The 15,977-nt window shown below is 42.6% G+C and carries 12 protein-coding genes; 2 read left to right on the forward strand and 10 right to left on the reverse strand.

Annotated elements, in window-relative coordinates:
* Positions 1-224: 224 nt before the first annotated feature.
* The 4 genes from H6G69_RS02890 to H6G69_RS02905 form a co-directional block, all read right to left on the reverse strand.
* A complete protein-coding gene (locus tag H6G69_RS02890) occupies positions 225-1,001 on the reverse strand; it encodes an ABC transporter ATP-binding protein (RefSeq protein WP_190681375.1) in 777 nt (258 codons plus the stop codon).
* A gap of 8 nt (positions 1,002-1,009) precedes the next feature.
* A complete protein-coding gene (locus H6G69_RS02895) occupies positions 1,010-2,020 on the reverse strand; it encodes an iron ABC transporter permease (RefSeq protein ID WP_190681376.1) in 1,011 nt (336 codons plus the stop codon).
* 593 nt (positions 2,021-2,613) lie between these two features.
* On the reverse strand, positions 2,614-3,915 hold the full coding sequence (locus H6G69_RS02900; protein ID WP_190681378.1) for a recombinase family protein: 1,302 nt from the start codon (positions 3,913-3,915) through the stop codon (positions 2,614-2,616).
* A gap of 358 nt (positions 3,916-4,273) precedes the next feature.
* Positions 4,274-4,633, reverse strand: a complete 360-nt coding sequence (locus H6G69_RS02905) for a VOC family protein (RefSeq protein ID WP_190681380.1) — start codon at positions 4,631-4,633, stop codon at positions 4,274-4,276.
* A gap of 526 nt (positions 4,634-5,159) precedes the next feature.
* On the opposite strand from H6G69_RS02905, the gene H6G69_RS02910 reads away from it, so the two are divergent.
* The gene (locus tag H6G69_RS02910; RefSeq protein WP_190681382.1) at positions 5,160-6,410 is read left to right on the forward strand and encodes a DUF4912 domain-containing protein; all 1,251 of its coding nucleotides are present in this window, start codon (positions 5,160-5,162) and stop codon (positions 6,408-6,410) included.
* Positions 6,411-6,514: 104 nt separating this feature from the next.
* Here the strand turns inward: H6G69_RS02910 and murD are convergent, their stop codons facing one another.
* Together murD and glyS are read right to left on the reverse strand one after the other, a co-directional pair.
* Complete coding sequence (murD, locus tag H6G69_RS02915; RefSeq protein ID WP_190681384.1) at positions 6,515-7,885, reverse strand: UDP-N-acetylmuramoyl-L-alanine--D-glutamate ligase; 1,371 nt, start codon at positions 7,883-7,885, stop codon at positions 6,515-6,517.
* 83 nt (positions 7,886-7,968) lie between these two features.
* Positions 7,969-10,119, reverse strand: coding sequence for a glycine--tRNA ligase subunit beta (glyS, locus tag H6G69_RS02920; protein ID WP_190681386.1), 2,151 nt, complete (start codon positions 10,117-10,119; stop codon positions 7,969-7,971).
* Between the two features lie 205 nt (positions 10,120-10,324).
* On the opposite strand from glyS, the gene H6G69_RS02925 reads away from it, so the two are divergent.
* Positions 10,325-11,275 (forward strand): class I SAM-dependent methyltransferase, encoded by a 951-nt coding sequence (locus H6G69_RS02925; RefSeq protein ID WP_190681388.1) that lies wholly within the window; start codon positions 10,325-10,327, stop codon positions 11,273-11,275.
* A gap of 116 nt (positions 11,276-11,391) precedes the next feature.
* Here H6G69_RS02925 and H6G69_RS02930 read toward each other — a convergent pair whose 3' ends face one another.
* From H6G69_RS02930 to H6G69_RS02945, 4 genes are all read right to left on the reverse strand, one after another.
* The gene (locus H6G69_RS02930) at positions 11,392-12,135 is read right to left on the reverse strand and encodes an ABC transporter ATP-binding protein (RefSeq protein ID WP_190681390.1); all 744 of its coding nucleotides are present in this window, start codon (positions 12,133-12,135) and stop codon (positions 11,392-11,394) included.
* 496 nt (positions 12,136-12,631) lie between these two features.
* The gene (locus tag H6G69_RS02935) at positions 12,632-13,351 is read right to left on the reverse strand and encodes a PEP-CTERM sorting domain-containing protein (protein WP_190681391.1); all 720 of its coding nucleotides are present in this window, start codon (positions 13,349-13,351) and stop codon (positions 12,632-12,634) included.
* Positions 13,352-13,765: 414 nt separating this feature from the next.
* Entirely contained in the window at positions 13,766-14,959 is a 1,194-nt protein-coding gene (locus H6G69_RS02940) for a 4-hydroxy-3-methylbut-2-enyl diphosphate reductase (RefSeq protein WP_190681394.1), read from the reverse strand.
* 119 nt (positions 14,960-15,078) lie between these two features.
* On the reverse strand, positions 15,079-15,897 hold the full coding sequence (locus tag H6G69_RS02945; RefSeq protein WP_190681396.1) for a GDSL-type esterase/lipase family protein: 819 nt from the start codon (positions 15,895-15,897) through the stop codon (positions 15,079-15,081).
* Between the last annotated feature and the right edge of the window lie 80 nt (positions 15,898-15,977).

The following is a 15,977-nucleotide window of genomic DNA, read 5'->3' on the forward strand; positions in this document are numbered from 1 at the left end:
CAGATTTTTGGTGAGGGTAGGGTGTAATATTAAGAACGCCAAGAAAAGAATAGACTTCTTGCACGAATGTTATAAAATACGAATTTTCAACCTCACGCAAAGGCGCAAAGAGTTATGGAAAATTAACTTTTTTAATAGGCACAATCTGATTCATGCAAGAGGTCTAATAAGAAAAAAGATAAAATTATTGATTGCAAATTTATTGGGAATTGAGGTAATTAAATTTAAACTGCAGAAATAGCGCAAACTTGTAAACCTACAGGTGTGTGAATAATTACAGCTTCTACGCCGAAAACTTGAACGATCGCCTGTGGTGTCAACACATCTTTTGGTGTGCCTACTCCCCACAATTGACCATCTTGTAATAAAGCAATGCGAGAACTATATCTTGCAGCTAAATTCAATTCATGTAACACTGTCACAATCGTTAATTTTTGCTCTTGATTTAAATTTTTGAGCAGTTCTAATAGTTGTAATTGATAGTTGATATCTAAATAAGTTGTCGGTTCATCTAATAATAATACCTTTGGTTCTTGTGCTAAGGCTAAAGCTAAAAAAGCCCGTTGCCTTTCCCCGCCTGAGAGTTGTTCAACTAGGCGATCGCGTTTATCTTCTAATTGCGTCTTTTGAATTGCTGTTTCAACTTTCTGCCAATCTTGGGCTGTTAATTCCCATTGCCACCAAGGTTGATGCGGTGTACGTCCTAAACTGACTAATTGCCGCACTGTTAAACCAGCCGGAATAGTTTGTTGTTGCGGTAATAATGCTAATTTCTGCGCTACTACATTTGGTGGTTGCGAATGAATTGCTTTGCCATCCAGTAAGACAATTCCTGTTTGTGGCGTGAGAATCCGACTCAATAGTTTAAGTAATGTGGATTTACCTGAACCATTCGCACCTACTAAACTTAACCATTCCCCTGTTTGTAAGGTGAGGTTAATATCTCGCACAATTGGTTCTGCGGTATACCCGCCAGTGAGATTTTGCAGTTCTAAGGGCATTTTTAAACTTAATTTAATCCAGCAGAACGACGACGATAAAGCAACCAGATAAATAAAGGTGAACCTAACAAAGCCGTGACCGAACCTACAGGGAGTTCGACTGCACCCAGGCGCGAAAGTAAATCAGCAAAGGTCAGCAACCATGCACCCGCCAATGCTGACAATGGTAAAACAAAGCGGTGGTCTGTACCCACTAGTAAACGCACACCGTGAGGAACTATCAAACCGACAAAGCCAATTAAACCACCAATACTAACTGCGCCAGCAGCTAATAAAGTTGCAACTCCACCGATTAATAAACGCGATCTTGTCAAGGAAACTCCCAAACCCACAGCTAAATCATCTCCTAACGCCAGCACATTTACTGAGCGCGCCAGCAACCATCCAGCACACAACGCCAAAATTATATAAGGGCCAGCTGTCGTTACTTCTTTCCATCCCCTCGCATTTAAGCTACCCACTAACCAACTCAAAGCAGTTTGAATTTGACCATCTTCGGCGAGTAACAACAATGTACCCTGCACCGCGCCTAATAAAGAACTGACCGCAACTCCCCCTAAAATCAACTTTTCAATCGAAATTCCTGACCCCGCACGACCAAGAAAAATCACAACTGCTGAAGTTAAAATCGCGCCTAGCCAAGCAGCGAAGGGAATTGCGATGGGGAAGACTTGCCAAGTAATCATGACAATGACAATTAGTCCTGCACCTGCGGAAATTCCCAAAATAAAGGGGTCAGCTAGACTGTTGCGTAACATCCCTTGTAGTAATGCGCCGGACATTCCCAAAGCTGCACCAACAATTACAGCAGCGATAATTCGCGGCAGTCGCAAATCCCAGATAATAGTCTGGTTAGTGGGATCGCCTTTGTGGAGAATTGCTTGCCACAATTGCTCAAGACTTAAAGGTACGGCTCCTTGCGACAGAGACAGCGCTAGGGTAATGATTAATGCTGTACCAATGAGCAACACAGCCAAGAGTATGCGGTTTTGCCTAACAGCTGACAACGGAATTTTCATTAATGAATGTTTATCTGGGGTGCAATCGCTGTTATTTTACCTTATGCACAAATTCTTCAACTTTCCTGTTGCTGAAACTGGCTCAATAACCAAGCACCAGTTTGAGATTGAATAAATATTCTTGCCGAAGACAACGGAAAATCGAACCACAGAGGCGCAGAGATCGCGGAGAAATGAGATTATGAGAGGTTTTTTGCGTAAATTCTATTAAATAATGGTGTTCTGAAGTCGAGACTTCGTGTTCAAAGGCTTAACGTTGCTGTTCTGAAGGTGAAGTTTCGAGCTTTTTGCTTGAATGATGGTGTTCTGAAGTCGAGACTTCGTGTTCAAAGGCTCAACGTTGCTGTTCTGAAGGTGAAGTTTCGAGCTTTTTGCTTGAATGATGGTGTTCTGAAGTCGAAACTTCGTGTTCAAAGGCTCAACGTTGCTGTTCTGAAGGCGAAGTTTTGAGCTTTTTGCTTGAATGATGGTGTTCTGAAGTGGAAACTTTGTGTTTAAAGACTCAACGTTGCTGTTTTGAAGGCGAAGTTTCGAGCTTTTTGCTTGAATGATGGAGTTTTGAAAACAAATGACCAATTACAAATGACAAATGACTAAAAAATAAATATCACGCGCAAATCCCATTCCTTGTCTTGCCTAATTATTTCTATTTGCCGAATAAATTCCCGCAGATAAAAGCGTCTTTCTGCCTCAGACAAATCTAACCAAAATTGGGGAATAGAAACAGCTTGAGCCACAGAACGCAAATTAACAGGTGGAAGTGTTGCTAATTTGGCCTGTAATGTCGAGATTTCAGTGCGGATTTTGTAAGCCCTGAATTTTGCTGTTTCTGCATCTAAAATGCCAGTTTCAATTAAATTTGGTAACTGAGCAAGGATTTCTTGTTGACGCGCGATCGCATCTCCTAAACTATTCTTAACTGCATCTAGTTGGGGTGAATTCATCCCCGCAACCGCTAAAGGTAATTCACGACAAACTTTTTCGATGGTACATTGCAAAATTTCTGGGTAAGAAATCGCCCGACACTTGGGTTTTTTAGGACAATTAATCGGGCGTAAATACAAATATTCTTTATCTTGATAGCGGCGAGTGACGCGGGTAACTGTTGTATGTGATTGACATTCGCCACACACAACTAACCCAGCTAAAGAACGCGGCGCGCTTGCAGTTCGAGAAGGTAAGCGGCTATTCCGGCGTAAAAGTCGGTCAATTTGGGCGGCTTCTTCCCTGGAAATAATCGGCGTATGCGTATCAGAAATAATCTCACCATTGAGATAAGCTGTATCTCCCCGATAAATAGAGTTAGTTAACCAGCGTCTTCCAGTAGTTACGGAAATTTTCTTCGCATATTTTTTCGCTAAATAACGGACTGCGCCCCGCAAAGAACCGTAAAGTAAAAAGTTATCAAAAAAATCTTTCACAACTGGGGAAGTGCTGCGGTCAAGAATGTATTTTCCTTGACCCCGGCGATAACCGTAGGGTGCTTTTCCTGGTGGGGGTGCTGCGTCTAAACGATTGCGCGCGTGTCCTTGACGAATCCGGCGACTGCGTTGTTGATATTGAATTTCTTGCACAAGTTGCAGCAACTCAGCCCGAAAATTTGACTGTTGTGATGTATACCCTTGTTCAATCGCAATTACCGCAATACCTAATGCTTCTAATTGAGTGACGCGATCGCTTACTTGTTTGACTGTATCTCCCAATTCTTCCAAACGTCGCACCAATAAACATTCTACTGTGTCATGTTCGCAGTCAATGAGTAATTGTTTTAACTGCGATCGCGTCTCAGATTTGCCCAAATCCTGATAAACCCGCACCACCTCCCATCCCCAATCAACATCATCGGGAACAGCTTCCAGCAAGGGATCACAATAAATGTAGGCAATGATTGTCATTGGTCAGGAGGTAAAAAAAGGCAAAAGGTAAAAGGTAAAAGGTAAAAGGTAAAAGGTAAAAGGTAAAAGGCAAAAGTCAGAAGAATTTAGGACTTACGCAAGAACCCTCTCGAACTCTTATAACTTCGTGTCCTACCCTGCGGGAAGCCCTGACGCTCGAAGACTCGCTACCGCTTCGCTAACGGGTTCAGCAGTGAGGGAGTCGGGGAACCCGCCCAACGCACTGCTTCACCGCTATCGCGTCTATGCGCCCTTTGCGGTTCGTTTTTTCATAATTTTGCGTAAGTCCTGGAATTAAATTTCATACTTCATACTTCATACTTCACACTTCATACTTCACACTTCATACTTCACACTTTCATCCCTGGCTCATCTCAATCACATTCCCATCGGGATCTTTGGTAAAAATGGCGGGGCGACCGGAGGCACTAGCTTGAATAGGATAATTGTGAGTGAGTAATTCTTGTTTAACTTGTTCTAAATCAGCCACCGCAAAAGCAATGTGAGGGTTACGTCCCCATTTTTCGTTTTGGTTTTCGGTCGGAACAGTTGATGCGACTATGAGGTGAAGTTGATAGTTACCAAGTTGATACCATGCGCCAGGGTATTTCAGGGATCGGTCGATTTTGGATAAGCCCAACACTTGGCCATAAAAGTGTTCGGCGCGTTCTAAATCAGTGACGAGAATAGCACTATGAAGGCTCTGGGTAATCTGCATGGTGTGTAAGATGCGATGGCTGTTATTTGACAAAAATTCAGGGATCAGAATTAATGACTCCTGAATTTTGAGTTCTTCAATTAGATTTTGACGTATTTACATCACCAAGTGCGGACAAATTCAGGCTTTTACTCACCCGATAGAAGTATTGTCATGGTTTCCTAACAATAGACGATTGCTATGAAACTCAAATATCATAATTTCATGACAATATGATCCCTGAATAGCTATTAACTACGTGAAAGCCTTAAAAAACCGTCTTTAGACCCCTTGATCGATACAGAGGTTTACTGGTTAATATTGATTTAACAAAGCGACTCCTCCGATCCCGAAAAATGCTTATTCAAGTATTTAAGGAAATTAAAAGGGAGTGACCCTCTTTTTAAAAGCCAATTAAAAAACTTTAAAACTGGGCAAAACCAGGAGTCAGGAATAAAAAAATTCATCTGGGATAAACAGCCTCTTACCAAGCCTTCTTTATACCCAGAGAAATAATTTACCATTCAAACTACTGGAGGCCAAAGTAATGGCAAAAGAACGCCCACCGCTAGAGGAGATGACTTTGAGGCAACTGAGAAGAGTTGCCAGTGAGTATAGCGTCTCCCGCTATAGCCGAATGCGTAAATCACAATTACTAGCAGCTATTCAAGAAGTACAACGTAGCAAAGTTTCACTCAGCCCATCTCGTTCACTGGAGGCACAGGAAACCGTGGAAGCAGCAAAATTTGAATTAGGTCAAGAAGACCGTACTGGTGGCTCTCTGGCTGATGTTGATGAAGGACTTTTAGATTTGCCAGGTGGATACGGTGAAAGTCGGATTGTACTTTTACCACGCGATCCCCAATGGGCTTATACTTACTGGGACATTCCCAACGAGCATAAACAAGAACTGCGTCGGCAAGGTGGACAGCAATTAGCACTGCGGATTTATGATGTTACCGACATCAATCTTGAGTATCAAAGTCCTCACAGCATTCAAGAATATCCAGTTGATGAACTAGCTAGGGAATGGTATTTACCAATTCCCGTGAGCGATCGCGATTATGTCATTGATATCGGTTATCGTACACCTGATGGTCGTTGGTTAGTCTTAGCTCGTTCTGCCCAAGTACACATTCCTCCTGTATACCCATCCGACTGGATTGAAGATGTCTTCATCAAAGTTGAATTTGAAGAAGACTTACGTGGTAAGACTTTGTACGAACTAGTACCACCTGCGAAGAAACTAGCGACAGCCTCAGCTGGAGTCAATGGCAGCAACCCCATTTACGACCAAATCTTTGGTTTGGCAGAATCCGCCGAAGCACAACGGGTTGCAGGTTCTTTGTTTGGTTCCATGCAGCACGTACCTGGTTCTGTTCGTCCCGAACAAGCAATCAGTTCCTACATCTTCCCCTCTGGTGTAGGTATGTGGGCAGTTCCCACCACCTCTGGTTTAACCATGTCTGGTGTAGGAATGTCTGGTGTTGGCTTCTCCGGCTCCGCACCTCCAATTCGTCCCCGTCAGTTTTGGTTAATTGCTGATGCTGAATTGATTGTTTACGGTGCAACTGAACCCGATGCTACCGTTACTATTGGCGGACGTGAAATCAAACTCAATCCCGATGGTACATTCCGCTTCCAAATGTCCTTCCAAGATGGTTTGATTGACTACCCAATTGTGGCAGTTGCCGCTGATGGTGAGCAAACACGCTCAATTCATATGAAGTTCAATCGTGAAACACCATCTCGCAACACCAATACCAAAGAAGAAGCTGTTCCCGAATGGTTCTTCTAAGTTAAAAATGATTGTGTATTTTCGATAATCTCAATTAGTAACCGCTATAGCAAGACTGCTATAGCGGTTTTACCCTGTTTCATAACACCATACTAGCTTGACGCTTATTTAGCTGCCCAAGCCAAACATAATTGGCGGAAATCGTCACCGCGCACTTCAAAGTTAGGATACTGGTCAAAACTTGCACAAGCGGGAGACAGCAAAACTACAGGTGCTTGATGCTGTTTGGCTAATTCTGCTGACCGAGGTACAGCTTTTGCCATTGTTTCGACGATTTCGTAATTGGTGTAACCTACTTCTTGTAAGCGTTGGGCAAAGGCTGGTGCGGCTGCGCCAATGAGTAATACTGCTGCGGCTTTGGCTTGGATTTTGGCTAACCAACCTGTATCATCGCCGGGTTTGGCTTCTCCCCCCGCAATCAAAATTGTCGGACTTTTTACCGATGCTAACCCGACTTCGGCCGCATCGTAGTTGGTGGCTTTGCTGTCGTTGATAAAGTCAATTCCTTCCCAATTACAGATATGTTCTAAACGGTGGGGAACGCCAGGGAATTGTTCAATGGCTGTGGTGATTGCGTCGGGTTGAATATCTGCTAATCTGGCTGCAGCTACAGCCATGAGGAGATTTTGCAGATTGTGTTCTCCAACCATGCGTAATGCAGAGGCGGGAATAATTTTGGTTGGTGTGGAGGTGGCGTTGATTTTCTCAATCACCCAGCCATCTTCGATGTAAAAACCTTTGTCGCCAATTAAAAAATCTTTACCCTTAACACTTGTCCAATAAGCATCGGGCCAATGATTCAGACCGACTTTATTTAAATAAGCATCATCGCCGTTAAATACTTGTAACTGAGACTGCTGTAACAGCTTGGCTTTGATGTCGTAGTAATTTTCTAACGTTTTGTGGCGGGCGAGGTGGTCTGGTGTAAATGTTGTCCACACGCCGATGCGGGGCGCTAAGGATGAGGATGATTCGATTTGATAGCTGCTAATTTCACCGATGACCCAATCAGGAAGCTTAGGGGCTAGGGCGACTTCACAAGCTGCATAGCCGATGTTACCGCAGGCGGGGGCATCAAAATCGGCGGCTTGGAAAATGGCGGCAATTAAGGCTGTGGTGGTTGTTTTGCCGTTTGTACCAGTGATGGCTACCCAAGGCTGAGATTTTAAATGTCGCCAAGCAAGTTCCATTTCGCCAATTGTTTCAATCCCTAGTTCTCGTGCTTTGACTAACACGGGAATATCCCAAGGTACACCGGGACTAACAACAATTAATTGGGGTAAATCAGGACTGGTTAAATCTAGGGAATATCCTAGTTTAACGGTGATTTGTTCGGCAGCAAGTTGTTGTTGTTGTTGCAGGAAGGCACTAGAGGTGTTTCGCTCGCCTAGCTCCACCTCCCAACCTTCCCGTTTCAACAATCTCGCCGCAGCAACACCGGACTTACCTAATCCAATTACATGAGCTTTGGACATAGACTGTAGCAGAGACCCCTGGTTAAGCACTCCCTATACTAACGCTTATTGGCAACATTTACACCATATTTTGTTGATCTATGCTACAAATTTTTGACGATCGCTCCAAAGTCAGCTAACACACGCGCGTGATTTCGCAATAATCCGAGCAAATTCAAGCGATTGCGCTTAATGTCAGTATTTGTATCCATAACTAACACGCTTTCCGGGCCATCAAAGAAATTACTGACAGTAGGGGCGATTTTTTCTAACGCTGCAACTAACAGCTGATAGTTTCTTGATTGCTGGGCGGTTTGGGTTTGGGGTACTAATTCCACAATGGCATCGTAAAATGCTTTTTCAGATGATTTTTGGAATAGTTCAGCATTAATTAAACCTGCTGGTTCTAGCTGTTTGGTATTTAAATCACCTTGGGCGGCGAGGCGGGTAGAACGGTTGACAGTTTCGTAGATTTTATCGAGGGTAGCATCATTGCGGATTTGTTGCAGATATAAGGCGCGATCGCGGACATCTAATAAATCCTGCAATGCTCTTTCTGTATATTCTGGGTCATTTTCTCCCAATACAGCATTAACCAAATCATAATCAATTTGTTTTTCTTCTTGTAGTAATGTCCTAATTCTTTGCAGGAAAAATTCTTGTAAGCTTGTGACTAATGCCCCTGATTCTTTGTTATATTCCTGGGCAAAATTAGCGGCTGTTTGCTGCAATAAATTATCTAAATTAATTCCTAAATTTGCCACCCAAGCAATATTGACAATCGCATTCGCCGCCCGACGTAAAGCAAAGGGGTCAGAGGAGCCAGAAGGAATCATCCCCAAGCCAAAAATACTAACTAAAGTATCTAATCTATCAGCTATGCCGACAATTTGACCTGTTAAAGTTTCCGGTAAGATATCATCGGCTCCCCGTGGTAAATAATGTTCAAAAATTGCTGTTGCAACTGCGGCATTTTCGCCACTTGCCAAAGCATATTTTTGCCCCATAATGCCTTGCAACTCAGGGAATTCATAAACCATTTGGCTGACTAAATCAGCTTTACACAATAAAGCAGCACGTTGAATATTTTGGCGGTCGGTTTCGTCTAATTGTAATTGTGTAGCAATTTGCTCGGCAATATTAATGATGCGATTTACTTTGGCACGTAGCGAACCTAAATCTTCTTGGAAAGTTACCTTTTCTAGCTGGGGTAAAAAGCTTTCTAAAGGTTTAGCAATATCGGCGTTATAGAAAAACTGTCCATCGGCTAATCGGGCGCGGATGACTCTTTCATTACCTTTAGCGATAATATCTGCTTTTGTCGGGTCGCCATTAGAAACGGTGATAAAATGTGGCAGTAATTCTTGATGATTTTCTCCTTTAAAAACAGGAAAATATCTTTGGTGGCTCACCATCACAGTTGTAATAACTTCTGTGGGTAAATTTAAAAATTCTGAGTCAAATTTACCAACAACAGGAGAAGGCCATTCTACTAAGTTAGTTACTTCTGCTAATAAGTCGGGATAAATTTCTGTAGAACCATTGACAGAATTAACGGCTGAGTGAACTTCTTTTTCAATTGTAGTTGTCCGTTCATGATCATCAACTACTACATAAGCAGAACGTAGAGTTTCAACGTAATGGGTTGCTTGGTTAATAGTTATAGTTTCGGGATGTAAAACACGATGACCATGCGAAATGCGATCGCTGGTAATTCTATCAGAACCATTCACCAATTCTATCGGCAAAATCGCCTCATCCAACAACGCCACCAGCCAACGCACCGGACGCGAAAATCTCACATCGCCGTCACCCCAACGCATCAACCGCTTACCTTCTAAATTGAAAATCCATTGGGGAACCAGTTCGGTCAAAATATCGGCTACCGGACGACCAGGTGTTTTTTTGTTCACAAACACAAAATCGCCTTTATCTGTGGGGCGAATTTGTAGCGCGCTCAGTTCCACACCTTGCTTTTTCGCAAAGCCAGCAGCAGCTGGGGTTGGTTGACCATCTTTAAAAGCAGCTTGGGCGGGTGGCCCTTTAATTTCTTCTTCTCGGTCTGGTTGTTGTTGTGGTAGACCTTTGATAAGTACCGCCAAGCGTCGGGGAGTACCGTAAACTTCTACAGCGTCACTGTTGAGACTATTGGCTGCCAAAGTTTGGGGAATGCGCGATCGCCATTGTACGATGGCATCACTGAGAAAATTCGCAGGTAGTTCTTCTGTACCAACTTCCAATAAAAAATCAGGCATAAGACGCTGTTTAGCTTCACTCTAGTTAATGCTTTCCAATTTTAAAACCCCACCGTAACTTAGTGGGGTTTAGCATTAGGGATTAGTTAATGATTAATGACTGACAGGCCATTTTTGTGCGTAAGTCATCACACAGAAATGATTGCCTAAGCCAGATAAAACCTACAATAGGTATAGGCAATTATCGCTTCATTCCCGTACAGTGATGAAAAATAAAATTAAACCTGATTGGGCTGGTGAAAGCTTACTCTCCAAGTTCGTAAATTTGCTCATCCAGACTAAACCCATCTACAATGTGATGAAATACCAAGCCAGACAAGTATTAATCACAACAGCCGAAAAAAACGGGATTCCCTGGCGCAAAAACTCTGAAGCCCTCAAAGGGTTGATGACAAAACAACTGCTGAGTTCTGTTACCAACCCTGAAGTTGTGTATCCCGAATATTACAAAGTGCCATTTCATGCCTACGCTGATGGTAATCTTTGCTGGGAAGCGGCTTTTGAAGCGGAGTCAGCTACCTATGCAATGGCTTTGCGTGTTTGGCCTCAAGAAAACCTAGCTTGGGAAGCGGCCCATGCTAGACTACGCGGCACTTTTCATGATGTTTTGGCAGCTTACGGCCCTTTGCAGGTGAGAGAAATTCTAGATATCGGCTGTTCTATTGGTTTGTCTACCTTGGCGTTGCACCGTTACTATCAACAAAAGCAAGAACAGCCAATTCGCACTGTTGGTTTAGATTTATCACCTTATATGCTGTCGGTGGCGAAAGCAAGAGATGTCAATAACGAAATTTCTCAGTGGGTTCATGCTAGGGCGGAAAATACAGGCTTACCAGACAATTCCTTTGATTTAGTCACACTTCAGTTTGTCTGTCACGAACTACCAAGCCACGCCAGCAAAGAAATTTTTACCGAAGCTAGACGTTTATTGCGGCCAGGTGGCTATATTGCTTTAGTAGATAATAACCCGCGATCGCCTGTAATTCAAAACCTCCCGCCTGCACTCTTCACTTTAATGAAAAGCACAGAACCTTGGAGTGATGATTATTACGGGTTTGATATTCAAGCAACCTTAGAGGAAGTAGGCTTTTCACCCACAATTGAAGTTGCTAGTGACCCCCGCCACCGCACTATTGTTGGGAAAAAGCCGTTGTAATTGGGGAGTAGGGCTTACTCTGTAGAGACTGGGTGTAGGGGTGTAAGGGTGTAAGATGTTAAAGTTTTTTTGATACATTCACCCCCCATTCCCTATTCCCTATTCTCTTCCATACATCAATGACCTTTCCCTGCACCCAAATACAGTTCACCTACTTTCGGGTCATTGAGCAATTCTTGTCCAGGGCCAGACATTGCATCACGTCCAGACTCTAGGACATAACCACGATGAGCCATTTCTAAAGCTTTACGGGCATTTTGCTCTACAAGTACAATTGCTGTACCCCCGTGGTTAATTTGTTTAATTTGTTCAAATACCTGTGTCACCAGAATGGGGGACAAAGCCGCAGAAGGTTCATCTAAGAGTAATAAACTTGGTTCCAACATCAAAGCTTTACCCATCGCCAGCATTTGACGTTCTCCACCTGAGAGTGTACCAGCCCGTTGACGACGGCGATCGCTTAATTTGGGAAACATCGCAAATATTTGATCTTTGATGGGTTTTAAGGGAGCGTTACTTACAAAAGCTCCCATTTCTAAATTTTCTTCCACACTCAAAGAAGGAAATACATTGGCAATTTGGGGAACGTAGCACATTCCCTTTTTCACAATTTGATTTGATTTGAGTCCAGCAATATTCTCGCCTTTGAAGGTAATTGTGCCTGTATGTGGTGTTAAAAGTCCAAAAATGGTCTTTGCCAAAGTAGATTTACCTGCACCGTTGGGGCCAATAACCGTGACTAATTCTCCAACTGCTACCTGAAAATTTACACCTTGCAAGATGTCTACATCTTTGATGTAACCAGCATGGACATTTTTAACTTCTAGCAATGGGGCAGAATTATCAACTGAACCTGACATATAATCCTTGAATTAATAAATGTAAAATATAGCAGCATCCTCAATCTCTTTTCATCTGTGAGTTTGCGATCGCATCAATTCTCTTTCACATAACTTCTAGAAAGAAAAAACATAGGTAAAATACCTATGTTTACCTACTAATACCAGAGATATAAATAAGTCGGTGTAAATAATTATTGTTGGAATAAGGCAGGGGGCAGGGAGCAGGGAGCAGGGAGCAGGGGGAGAAAACGTTTGAGTCTTATTTACTTTTATTCACATAGTTTGGTTTTATTGCATCGACTTACTCATAGCAATCTGCTTTGATTTTTGAAATAATTTGCGTTGAAAGGGAACAGGGAAAAGAGAATAATTGGGTCTTGGGGTTTCCCCAAGTGGAACGACTGCGGAGAAACAGCCCCAAGTTTTTCTATTGCCAACCTCTAATTAACTAAGTTCACAAGGAACAATCAAAATCTATCTTCTCTAGTCCCTAGACCCTATTGTTAAGGCAGGTCTATTCAACTTGAGTTTTTTTACTGCGGTTCACCGCCAAAAATATTCCCGCTAAAGACAAAGCAAATATACTACTTGGCTCAGGAATTCGACTTGTTTGTGGGGTTCCAATTACTTGTCCAATTCCTACCTCACCGTTGTTACCGACTTCACCGATATAAAGGTAAAGGGGAGTAGTAATAGAAATTGGATTTTTGAGTTTAAATTCAATTTGACCACCATCTCCCAAGCTGACAAATCCAAAAATCCTACTTGGGTCAGTAGTAGAATTAGCATCAAAATTCCCTAGAGTAGCAACAGTATTGTTAAGCACACCGCCTGTAGTACCAAACAATTCAGCGTTGACAGGTGGCCGCTGAGTTCCTAAAGTCAAAGTAGTGCCAATTGAACTAAAATCAAACGCATCTAAAGCAGCAATGCTATTCACAGCAGATGCATTGTTAGTCAATACAGAACTAAGTTTAATTGCGTCTAAATCAAAGCCGCTGACCTGACCAGTAGAACCACCATTACCTTGACTATTGTCTTTAATCACAATCGACGTAATATTGTCTAAGGTCGGAATTGCTGCCCGGAAAATAGCTGTTTCGGTCGGAGATCCACCAGTTAAACCTGATAGCGTGGTAAAGTCCAGAGTTAATGTTGCGGCTGTGGCACTTTGAACAGATATCAAGCCGATGGTTAACGTAGCCAGACTCGGTAAAATACTGAGATTTTTCATAAAATTCTGCATTTTATTCTACATTAAAAGTTTTTTGCCTGCGTATTTACTGATGTGCTACCTGCGGTATTTAACTAGATGGCTTCTCAATTTTTGCAAAAAATACACTAATACTTTGTAAATTTTTTATACAATAGTCGAAGAATTCAGATTTAGTATGGCTTTTCTAAGCTTATATCTTGCCCGAAGGCGACTGGAAGTCACGGCTACACAGGCAACATCTACCTAAGGCGAGCAGAGGAAGCAGAGGGGCAGAGGAAGGGATTTGTATCAGTAATTTTGGGAAATGGTATTACGCACAAGGTTTGTCTGTTGAGAAAGGGTGTAAGGGTTTACACCCATACACCCCTACACCCTATACCCCTATACTCTCCCTCAAACCCTTGATTTTTCCTAACACTGCGTAAGTTTGATCTAGGCTTTGAGGGTAAAAATCCTTTCTATGATCTCTTCGACGACTTTATCGGGGGTGGATGCACCGGAAGTTACGCCGACGACGATTTTACCTGGGGGTAGCCAATTTTGCGCGATCGCTAACTCCCCATTTAACTGACGATGTTCAATGGCACTGTCAGATTTAATTCGTTCTACACAATCTATATGATAAGAAGGAATACCTTTTTCAAAGGCAATTTGTTGTAATTGGGTCGTATTCGATGAGTTAAACCCACCAATTACCACCATTAAATCTAAATCATGTTGTACTAATTCCAACATGGCATCTTGGCGTTCTTGAGTAGCATCACAGATGGTGTTGAAGCTTTGAAAATGCTGATTTAACTGGTCGGGGCCATACTTCTGCATCATCGTGCGTTCAAATAGCTTCCCAATTTGTTCGGTTTCGCCTTTGAGCATGGTGGTTTGGTTAGCAATACCTAAGCGTTCTAAATCTGTATCGGGGTCAAATCCAGCCGAACAAGCTTTGGCAAATTTTTGTAAAAATTCCTCTCGATTACCACCATGAAGAATGTAGTCGGCAACGTATTGTGCTTCTTTTAAATTCAAGACAATTAAATATTTACCTGCAAAGGAACTGGTAGCGACGGTTTCTTCATGTTTATATTTGCCGTGAATAATGGAGGTGTAATCGATTTTTTTGTGCTTTTCTACGGTATTCCAAACTTTAGAGACCCAAGGACAAGTTGTATCAACGATTTTGCAGCCTTTATCGTGTAATATCTGCATTTCTTGGACGCTGGCTCCAAAAGCTGGGAGGATGACTACATCATTGGTTTCAACCACAGAAAAGTCTTTTTTGCCTGTTTCTACAGGAATGAATTTAACTTCCATTTCCTGCATTCGCTGATTTACCGAAGGATTATGGATAATTTCGTTAGTAATCCAAATCTGTTCTGTGGGGAAGTGCTGGCGAGTTTCATAAGCCATAGCCACAGCACGTTCTACACCCCAGCAAAAACCAAAGGCTTGGGCTAGCCGGATGGTAACATCACCACGTTCGAGGACGTAATTGCGATCGCGGATTTCTTGAATCAAACTGCTTTGATACTCAGATTGTAATTGGGTTGTGACTTCTGCTTGATGACCAAACCCTTTGCGATTGTAATTTTCGGAATGCTGGAGTGTACGTTTGAAAGCTTTTGTATCCATGTTTAATTCTTAGTGTCTCCTGTTTCTGATTTTCGCGCGTGGAGACACAATTTAGAAGTATGAAGTGTGAAGTGTGAAGTATGAAATTTCAACTTCCTGCTCCCTGCCCCTCTGCCCTCCTATTGCTTATTGCCTGACTGTGTATAAATCTGCAATGCAGTGCGCCACACTAGATAGCCGGCGGGGCTGAGGTGCAAACCATCGCTGGAAAGTTCGGGGCGAAGATTACCTTGTTGATTGGCAAATAAGGAATATAAATCTAAATATTTTGCGCCGCGTCTCGCTGCTATGGCTTGTAATTGTTGATTTAATTGGCGAATGCGGCTATTGGGAATCGCTAGAAGTTTATCTCGCCCTTCCCAACTGGCTTCGGCTGCACCATGTGGCAAAATCGACTGCACAACAATTTGCGCGCTGGGATGAGTTTTACGGAGGTAGCGGATAATTTGCCGTTGATTATCTAAAATGACTTCATCGCTTTCTTGGCGAATTAAGTCATTAATACCAATCATGACAAAAATCACTTCTGGTTTAGTGCTATCAAATATATCTAGTCTTTTTAATAGTCCAGTGCTGGTTTCGCCGGAAATTCCTTGATTGAGCCAATGTCTATCTTCGGGTAATAGCTCAACCGGAAACCACAAACTAATCGAGTCTCCGACCAAAATGCTTAAATGTTCGGGATTTTGCTCAGTGGTAGCTTTAGCTTCTTGTTTAAGAATATCTAACCACTGCTGGTAATTAAGTTGATGACGGCGGCCTAACTCGGTTGTACCAGCTTGAGATGCACTGACTGTCTGTTGCGATGGCAAACTACTAAAAACGGCGGTCAATCTCTGCCGTTGCAAAATCAGCAGGATGACCGCCAACATGAGTATGCCGTTGGTTGCCAACGAGAAAAATGCCCAAAGGGGGAAGGTTTTTACAGAAGTGGTCACGACTAGCGAATGTTGCTAATAATTTGACTCAAATTTTATACGCTAGTTTGCAAAAGTCCCACTATCTGGAATAAATGTTT

Origin of the sequence: Nostoc sp. FACHB-110, from assembly GCF_014697425.1 — a bacterium.
Lineage (GTDB): Bacteria > Cyanobacteriota > Cyanobacteriia > Cyanobacteriales > Nostocaceae > Nostoc_B.

Bases quoted from the DNA above. Each gene is read 5' to 3' on its own strand.
- H6G69_RS02940 (WP_190681394.1), bottom strand. From the start codon at position 14,959: ATGGATACAAAAGCTTTCAAACGTACACTCCAGCATTCCGAAAATTAC.
- H6G69_RS02905 (WP_190681380.1), bottom strand. From the start codon at position 4,633: ATGCAGATTACCCAGAGCCTTCATAGTGCTATTCTCGTCACTGATTTA.
- H6G69_RS02935 (WP_190681391.1), bottom strand. From the start codon at position 13,351: ATGAAAAATCTCAGTATTTTACCGAGTCTGGCTACGTTAACCATCGGC.
- murD (WP_190681384.1), bottom strand. From the start codon at position 7,885: ATGTCCAAAGCTCATGTAATTGGATTAGGTAAGTCCGGTGTTGCTGCG.
- H6G69_RS02900 (WP_190681378.1), bottom strand. From the start codon at position 3,915: ATGACAATCATTGCCTACATTTATTGTGATCCCTTGCTGGAAGCTGTT.
- H6G69_RS02895 (WP_190681376.1), bottom strand. From the start codon at position 2,020: ATGAAAATTCCGTTGTCAGCTGTTAGGCAAAACCGCATACTCTTGGCT.
- H6G69_RS02925 (WP_190681388.1), top strand. From the start codon at position 10,325: ATGAAAAATAAAATTAAACCTGATTGGGCTGGTGAAAGCTTACTCTCC.
- H6G69_RS02910 (WP_190681382.1), top strand. From the start codon at position 5,160: ATGGCAAAAGAACGCCCACCGCTAGAGGAGATGACTTTGAGGCAACTG.
- H6G69_RS02930 (WP_190681390.1), bottom strand. From the start codon at position 12,135: ATGTCAGGTTCAGTTGATAATTCTGCCCCATTGCTAGAAGTTAAAAAT.
- H6G69_RS02890 (WP_190681375.1), bottom strand. From the start codon at position 1,001: ATGCCCTTAGAACTGCAAAATCTCACTGGCGGGTATACCGCAGAACCA.
- glyS (WP_190681386.1), bottom strand. From the start codon at position 10,119: ATGCCTGATTTTTTATTGGAAGTTGGTACAGAAGAACTACCTGCGAAT.